The 7,828-nt window shown below is 66.4% G+C and carries 6 protein-coding genes; 2 read left to right on the forward strand and 4 right to left on the reverse strand.

Translation table 11 applies throughout. The features are described 5' to 3' along the window. Nucleotides 1-29: 29 nt before the first annotated feature. Both rhaS and QQK83_RS04245 read right to left on the reverse strand, forming a co-directional pair. Nucleotides 30-995, reverse strand: coding sequence for a rhamnose ABC transporter substrate-binding protein (rhaS, locus tag QQK83_RS04240; protein WP_284261983.1), 966 nt, complete (start codon nt 993-995; stop codon nt 30-32). Between the two features lie 74 nt (nt 996-1,069). Continuing rightward, entirely contained in the window at nt 1,070-1,873 is an 804-nt protein-coding gene (locus tag QQK83_RS04245) for a DeoR/GlpR family DNA-binding transcription regulator (protein ID WP_284261984.1), read from the reverse strand. A gap of 186 nt (nt 1,874-2,059) precedes the next feature. Here QQK83_RS04245 and QQK83_RS04250 point away from each other — a divergent pair, with 186 nt between their 5' ends. Both QQK83_RS04250 and QQK83_RS04255 read left to right on the forward strand, forming a co-directional pair. Then, on the forward strand, nt 2,060-4,162 hold the full coding sequence (locus QQK83_RS04250; RefSeq protein ID WP_284261986.1) for a bifunctional rhamnulose-1-phosphate aldolase/short-chain dehydrogenase: 2,103 nt from the start codon (nt 2,060-2,062) through the stop codon (nt 4,160-4,162). 25 nt (nt 4,163-4,187) lie between these two features. Beyond that, nucleotides 4,188-5,426, forward strand: a complete 1,239-nt coding sequence (locus QQK83_RS04255; RefSeq protein WP_284261988.1) for an L-rhamnose isomerase — start codon at nt 4,188-4,190, stop codon at nt 5,424-5,426. A 67-nt stretch (nt 5,427-5,493) separates the two neighbouring features. Here QQK83_RS04255 and kdsA read toward each other — a convergent pair whose 3' ends face one another. Continuing rightward, nucleotides 5,494-6,327 (reverse strand): 3-deoxy-8-phosphooctulonate synthase, encoded by an 834-nt coding sequence (gene kdsA / locus QQK83_RS04260; protein WP_284261990.1) that lies wholly within the window; start codon nt 6,325-6,327, stop codon nt 5,494-5,496. Nucleotides 6,328-6,364: 37 nt separating this feature from the next. Beyond that, nucleotides 6,365-7,828, reverse strand: a 1,464-nt coding sequence (locus QQK83_RS04265) for a KpsE/RkpR family capsule polysaccharide export protein (RefSeq protein WP_284261992.1), incomplete at its 5' end; no start/stop codon positions are given.

The raw sequence follows: 7,828 nt of genomic DNA on the forward strand, positions 1-7,828 counted from the left end.
GATGCGAAGACCGCGCCGGACAAGCGGGATCAGAAGATGTCCGCGAAATCGGCCACGTTGGAGGCGTCGTAGGTGAACGGATCCGACATCGCCGCGGTCGTTGCGTCGTCGAGCGTCACCGAGCCCATGCGGCCCATCGGGATTTCCGCGCCCGGCTCGGCCGTCGCTTCGCCCGATGCAAGGGCATGCGCGATCATCGCCGCGGAGTATCCGAGGTCGATCGGGTTCCAGATTGCAAAGCTCCGGGTGGCGCCGGACTCGACGCAGCCGGCCATCTCGGAGGGCAGGCCGAGGCCCGTCACGTTGATCTCGCCGATACGGCCGGCGTCGGACACCGCCTGGCAGGCGGCGAGGATGCCGACGGTCGTCGGCGCGATGATGGCCTGCAGATCCGGGTAGGATGCCATCAGGCCCTGCGCTTCGCGGTAGGATTTGTCGGACAGGTCGTCGCCATAGACGGTGGCCACGATGTTGATGCCGGGGAAGTTCGGCAGGGCCTCTTCGGCGGCTGCGATCCAGGCGTTCTGGTTGGTGGCGGTGGCCGAGGCCGACAGGAACGCGACATCACCTCCGTCCGGCATGTGATCCGCGGCGAGGCGCAGGATCGTGTTGCCGATCAACTCGGTGGACGAGGGGTTCAGGTGCATCATGCGGCCCTCTTCGGCCACGCCGGAATCCCAGGAGATGACGGTGATGCCGCGCTGCATGGCGCGCTGCAGGGCCGGCGCCACGGCATCGGGGTCATTGGCCGAGATGGCGATGGCATCGACGCCCTGGGCGATCAGCGAATTGATCACCTCGATCTGCCCTTCGGCGGTGGTGTCGGTGGGGCCGGTGTAGATGATCTCGACGTTGCCAAGCTCGGCCGCGGCTTCCTCCGCGCCTTCGGCCGCGGCCTCGAAGAAGCCGATCCCGAGCGCCTTGACCACAAGCGCGATGCGCATGTTGTCCTGCGCCATGGCGCTGGTGCCCATCATGCTCGCTGCAAGGCTCATGCCCGCAACCAGCGAAGTGAATGTCCGACGTTTCATGTCATGTCCTCCCAAAGAGACGATTGATCGAGGCTGATTCACGAGGCGGCCTCCTCCTCTTGAGCGCCGCCGGACTGGGCGACGATCAGTTTCACGTCCGCAGCGGCCAGCATCGCGGCCGCCTTGTCCGAGATCCCTTCATCCGTGATGAGCGTCGAGATGCGGTCCAGGCCGCACAGCACGAGGCTCGAGCGCTGTTCGAACTTCGAGCTGTCGACGAGGACGACAAGCTCGTCGGCCTGTCCGATCAGCTTCGCCTCGGCCTGGATCAGCAACGGATCGGCCTCCATCAGGCCGAGCGGACCGACACCCTGAGCGCCCATGAACATGCGTCGGGCATAGAAATTCCGGGTCACGTCGTTTTCGAACGGGGACAGGATGATGTTCTGCTCGCGGTAGATCGCGCCCCCCGAGACCATCACCGTGTTCTTAGAATGCTTCAGAAGGTGCTCGGCGATGGGAAAGGAGTTCGTGAACACCTGGCAGCGCCGTGTCGCAAGCGGGTGAACCATCTGGAAGGTCGTCGTGCCGCCATTGATGATGATCGGATCCCCATCGTCGCACAGATCGACCGCGGCCCGTGCGATGGCGCGTTTCTCCTTGATCCTCAGCGTTTCGTTCACCGCGAAGGTGCGGCCGGCCAGCCCGACGAAATGCGGAGGGTGAATCGACTCGACGCCGCCGCGGACGCGCCTGACCTTTTGCTGCATGTGCAGGGCCGAGATGTCGCGTCGTATCGTGGCTTCCGACGCGCCGGTCAGGTTGCACAGGTCGACCACGGTCACGACGGCCCGATCCTGGACTGCGGACAGAATGATCCTGTGACGTTCTTTTTCGTGCATCGGTGCCTCCCTGACTGGAGACCCTGCCCAGAATCACCAAATGCGTCAATCAAAAACAATCACGAACCATCATTCTGCGATGCAGCATGATTGGAAGTGATCGTTAAAGATTGACAAACTGCCGCGCCAACATCACCCTGCCGCCGAGGGGAAATGCGGCTTTGCCCACCGTTACAGGAGCGCATCATGTTGAAATCAGTTGATAACCCACTGCTTGAGAACCGTTGGGACGCTCAGGCCGTGCTCGGCATGAGCGAGTCGGAGCTGCTGCTTTACCGCTCGAACATCCTCGGGTCCGACAAGCGCGTGACCAATTACGGCGGGGGGAACACGTCGGCCAAGGTCATGGAGACGGACCCGCTCACGGGCGACCAGGTCGAGGTTCTTTGGGTGAAGGGCTCTGGCGGCGATATCGGTTCGATCAAGATGGACGGGTTTGCGACGCTCTACATGGACAAGCTGCGCGCCCTGAAATCGCTCTACCGCGGGGTCGCGTTCGAGGACGAGATGGTTGGCTATCTGCCCCATTGCACCTTTCGGCTGAACCCGCGGGCCGCCTCCATCGACACGCCGCTGCATGCCTACGTGCCCCGCAAGCATGTCGACCATGTCCATGCGGATGCGATCATTGCGATCGCGGCTTCGAAGACCTCCCGGGCCCTGACGCAGGAGATCTTCGGCGACCGGATCGGTTGGCTGCCGTGGAAACGTCCCGGCTACGAGTTGGGCCTGTGGCTCGAGGAATTCTGCCTCGAGAACCCCGAGGCCGACGGCGTCGTGCTGGAGAGCCACGGGCTCTTTACCTGGGCCGATACCGCCAAGGACTGCTACGACACCACGATCGATGTGATCAACCGCGCGACTGAATGGCTGCACGCGCGCACGGCGCGTGTTCCGGCATTCGGCGGCCCCCGGCATGAGGCCCTGCCCGCGGCGGAGCGCCGCGCGGTGGCTGCACGTCTGATGCCCGCCATCCGCGGCTTCGTCAGCGGCAATCAGCACATGGTCGGCCATTTCAACGATAGCCCTGCCGTGCTGGACTTCGTGAACGCGCAGGACATGGAGCCGCTGGCGGCCCTCGGTACCTCCTGCCCGGATCACTTCCTGCGCACCAAGATCCGGCCCCTCGTGGTGAATTTCGATCCTGCGTCCGGCGATCTCGACACCGTTCTGGAAGGATTGCCCGCGCAGATCGAGGCCTATCGCAAGGACTACTCGGCCTATTACGAGCGCTGCCGGCATGAAGACAGCCCCGCGCTGCGCGACCCCAACGCCGTCGTCTACCTCGTGCCCGGCGTGGGCATGATCACCTTTGCCAGGGACAAGGCCACGGCGCGCATCTCGGGCGAGTTCTATGTCAATGCCATCAACGTGATGCGCGGGGCCTCGGCGGTCGGCGAATACCAGGGCCTGCCCGAGCAGGAGGCCTTCGACATCGAATACTGGCTTCTGGAGGAAGCCAAGCTGCAGCGTATGCCCAAGCCCAGGTCGCTGGCCGGCCGGGTCGCCCTCGTGACCGGCGGCGCGGGGGGCATCGGTGCGGCGACGGCCGAGCGATACCTGGCCGAAGGGGCCTGTGTCATGCTTGCCGACATCAACGCCGACAACCTCGAGCGGGCGCAGGCCAGCCTTGTCCAGCGCCACGGCACGGACGTGGTGCGCTCCGTCGTCATGGACGTGACCGACGAAGAGGCCGTGGCGCGGGCCTTCGCCGAAACGGCCGTCGAATTCGGCGGCGTCGACATCCTCGTCTCGAACGCGGGCATCGCATCCTCGGCGCCGGTCGAAGAGACGACGCTGGCGATGTGGAACCGGAACATGGACATCCTCGGCACGGGCTATTTCCTCGTCAGCCGCGAGGCGTTCAAGCTGATGCGGGTGCAGGACATGGGGGGGGCCATCGTCTTCGTCGCCTCGAAGAACGGGCTTGCCGCATCGCCCAATGCCTCGGCCTATTGCACGGCCAAGGCGGCCGAGATCCACCTTGCCCGCTGCCTCGCGCTCGAGGGGGCCGAGGCCGGCATTCGCGTCAATGTCGTGAACCCGGACGCCGTGTTGCGGGGGTCGAAGATCTGGGAGGGCGAGTGGCTGGACCAGCGCGCCACGACCTACGGGACGGACAAGGAAGGCCTCGAGGAGATGTATCGGCAGCGCTCGATGCTCAAGCGATCGGTCCTGCCCGAAGACATCGCCGAGGCCTGCTATTTCTTCGCGGCCGATACCTCGGCCAAGTCCACCGGCAATATCCTGAATGTCGATGCCGGCAACGTGCAGGCATTCACGCGCTGACCGCGCGCCGAAGGGGAGGAGCGACATGAGCTACGACAGCGCGAAAGCAGCCTTTGCCGACTGGGGCGTGGACACCGAGGCCGCCATCGAGCGGCTGAAGACCGTGGCGATCTCGATGCATTGCTGGCAAGGCGACGACGTTGTCGGCTTCGAGGCGAAGAGCGGGTCCTCGGGCGGCGGCATCCAGGCGACCGGCAACCATCCGGGGCGCGCCCGCACGCCCGACGAGTTGCGGGCCGACCTGGAATTCGCCTATGCGATGATCCCCGGACGGCACCGGCTGAACCTCCACGCCATGTACATGGACACGAACGAGACGCCGGACCGCGACGAGATCGAATACCGTCATTTCGCGCCTTGGGTGGACTGGGCCCGGAGCCAGGGCATCGGTCTCGACTTCAACCCGACCTTCTTTGCCCATGCGCGGGCCGACGACAACCTGACGCTCTCCCATCCCGATGCCGGCATCCGCGACTTCTGGATCGAGCACGGCAAGCGCAGCCGGGACATCGCCGCGCGCATCGGTGCCGAACTGGGCAGCCCCTGCGTCAACAACATCTGGGTACCCGACGGATACAAGGATAACCCCATCGACCGGATGGCCGCGCGCAAGCGGCTGGAGGCGTCGCTCGATGCGATGCTGGCGCAGCCGCATGACCCGGAGCACATGCTCGATGCGGTGGAGTCCAAGCTGTTCGGGATCGGGGTCGAGGCCTGCACGGTCGGGTCGCATGAATTCTACATGGGCTACGCGATCCGCAAGGGCACCCTTCTGTGCCTCGACATGGGGCATTTCCACCCGACCGAAAGCATCGCGGACAAGCTGAGCGCCGTAGCCCTGTCGCTCCCGCGGCTGCTGTTGCACGTGTCGCGCCCGATGCGATGGGACAGCGACCACGTCATCCTGCAAAACGACGATATCCTCGCCATGGCGCAGGAACTGGTAGGGGCGGACCTGCTGGACCGCACCTTCATCGGGCTCGATTTCTTCGATGCGACGATCAGCCGGACGGCGGCCTGGGTCATCGGTGTGCGCAACATGCAAAAGGCGCTGCTGCGCGCGCTGCTGATGCCGTGGGAGCGCCTGAGAGCGGCCGAGGACAGGCTGGATTTCACGACCCGCCTGACCGTGACCGAGGAAGTCCGGGATCTGCCCTTCGGGGCGATCTGGGCCGAGTTCTGCGCCCGCCTGGAGACGCCGACCGGCCTTGCGCTGATCGGCGAGCTTGACGCCTACCAGGCAAGCGTCGCGGCGCGCGGCTAGTCGGACCAGCGCAGCGGCCCAAGCGCCGCCCCGTCCCCCGCCCCGGCGGGTGGACCGGGGCGGGCGGTCACAGCCGGATCGGGTCGGATTTCGCCAGCCGGTCAAATGCCATCAGGCTGTCGATCAGCGCAGGCATCTGCGCAAGCGGGATCATGTTCGGCCCGTCCGAGGGCGCGCGGTCGGGGTCTTCATGGGTCTCGATGAAAACGCCCGCGATGCCCAGCGAGACGGCGGCGCGCGCCATCACAGGCGCGAATTCGCGCTGCCCGCCCGAGCTGCCGCCCTGGCCGCCGGGCTGCTGCACCGAATGGGTCGCGTCCATGATGACGGGGTAGCCCGTCTTCATCATCTCGGGCAGCGAGCGCATGTCGGCCACCAGCGCGTTGTAGCCGAAGCTTGCCCCCCGCTCGGTCAGAAGCAGACGGCGGTTGCCCGTGCTCTCGACCTTGGCCACGACGTTCTTCATGTCCCAGGGCGCGAGGAACTGGCCCTTCTTGATGTTGACCGCCGCGCCGGTCTCGCCCGCCGCCAGCAAGAGATCGGTCTGGCGGCAGAGAAAGGCCGGGATCTGGATGATGTCGCAGACCTCGGCCGCGGGCGCGCAGTGCTCGGGGCCGTGGACATCGGTCAGCACCGGGCAGCCCAGCTCGGCCTTGATGTCCGCGAGGATCGCCAGCCCCTCGTCCATGCCGAGGCCCCGCTTGCCCGACAGGCTGGTCCGGTTGGCCTTGTCGTAGCTCGCCTTGAAGACGAAGCCCGCCCCCACCGCCGCGCAGGCCTCGGCCATGGCGCGGGCGATCATCAGCGCGTGGTCGCGCCCCTCCAGCTGGCAGGGGCCCGCGATGACCGTCAGGGGGATGTCGTTGCCAAAGGCCACGGGGCCCGTTTCCACGATCTGCATGGGTGTCCTTCCGGTCGTCTCGGCCCCCGTCGGGGGCTCAGGTGCTGACCTGCTCGCGCAGGATCGACGCTGTCATCGACACCATCAGGTAGATGCCCGAGAACACGAAGAATGCAAGCAGGGTGTTCTCGAAGGCGCGCGGATAGGCGGCCTTGTCGGGAGCGACGGGAAACACCCCGATGGACAGGTAGAGAGACTGGCGGTTCGCCTCGATCCGGGCGGTTTCCATCGCCTGAAGGGCCTGGGCCAGCATCATCTGCCGGGTTTCAAGATCCGCCTGCGCGATCAGAAGCTCGGATTGGACGCGGGCGAGCGACGCGTTGCCGGCATCCGCCTCGGTCAGGCCGCCGCGCAATTCGGCGATCAGCGCCTCGAGCCGCGCGATGTTGTTCTGGGCCACCTCGACGCGCGTCGCGTTGGGGCTGCGCGCGGCCTGGATCTCGGCAAGGCGCAGCCGCTCCTGTTGCAGCTCCAGTTCGAAAGTGCCGATCTGGCTGAACACCGCCGAAACCTCGGCCTCGGCCGAGAGCACGCCGCGCCGTTCCTGCAGCGCGAGGACGCGGGCCTGTGCCTCGGCGACGCGGCGCTCGGCATCCTCGTAGCTTTCGCGCGCACCGGCCATCTGGTCCTCGCGCAGGCGCTGGCTCATCTGGTCGACGCGTTCCTCGGCGTAGCGGATCATCGCCTCGGAAAAGGCCTGGCTCACCTGCGGGTCGGCGGCGAGCATTTCCAGCTTCACGACGCCCTCGGTCGGATCGTAGCCGATGGTCAGCTGGTCGCGGTAGGTGTCGTAGACGGTCTCGACCGCGGCATCGGGCGCGATCCTGACAAGCGGGTCGATGCGTGCTTCGGAAAAATGCTGACGGAATCCCAGCTCTTCGTCGAGGCGCAGCATCGCCTCGCGGCTTTCGAGGTAGCTTTGCACCACGATGCTTTCCTGCACCGTGGCGAAACTGCTGCCGCCCAGCAGGCTTCCAAGCCCGCCGGCCGAACCGGCACCGCCCTCGGCCTTCTGGATCACGAACTCGGTGTTGGTGGCATAAAGCGGCGTGGCCACGCGGTAGAAGTAGTAACCGACCAGCAAGGTGGGCAGCAGCACGAAGAAGGCCAGCCGACTGGCAAGGAGGATCAGGCGCTTGCGGCGGCGGCGCACGATGTCGCGCTGGACCTTCATGATCTCGGCGGCGCGTTCGTCGGCACTGAGCGGTCGCGGCGGAGCGGGCGGCGCGGGCGGCTGAACCGGGCGGGTCGTGGCGGGCAGGTTCGCCGCGCCCGGCTCGGGCTGGCCCTGGAGCGTCTCGGCGACGATCATGTCGAGCATGTTGGATTGCGAGAACGGGTCGATCCCGCGGGCGCGCAGCAGGCGCACGGCGTCGAAATCGGAACTCGGGCTCAGCCCGTGCTTTTGCGCGAGGCGCCGCGCCATGCGCAGCTGGCGCCCGGTCAGCCCCTCGGCCCGGATCGCGGCCAGCTCCTGCGCAGGGTTCGGCGCGGCGGGTTG

This window comes from Roseicyclus amphidinii (genome assembly GCF_030163755.1).
Taxonomy (GTDB): domain Bacteria; phylum Pseudomonadota; class Alphaproteobacteria; order Rhodobacterales; family Rhodobacteraceae; genus Roseicyclus; species Roseicyclus amphidinii.

What these genes read in the sequence shown, in the direction of transcription:
- QQK83_RS04250 (WP_284261986.1), top strand. Translation starts at nt 2,060, where the DNA reads ATGTTGAAATCAGTTGATAACCCACTGCTTGAGAACCGTTGGGACGCT.
- QQK83_RS04245 (WP_284261984.1), bottom strand. Translation starts at nt 1,873, where the DNA reads ATGCACGAAAAAGAACGTCACAGGATCATTCTGTCCGCAGTCCAGGAT.
- kdsA (WP_284261990.1), bottom strand. Translation starts at nt 6,327, where the DNA reads ATGCAGATCGTGGAAACGGGCCCCGTGGCCTTTGGCAACGACATCCCC.
- rhaS (WP_284261983.1), bottom strand. Translation starts at nt 995, where the DNA reads ATGAGCCTTGCAGCGAGCATGATGGGCACCAGCGCCATGGCGCAGGAC.
- QQK83_RS04255 (WP_284261988.1), top strand. Translation starts at nt 4,188, where the DNA reads ATGAGCTACGACAGCGCGAAAGCAGCCTTTGCCGACTGGGGCGTGGAC.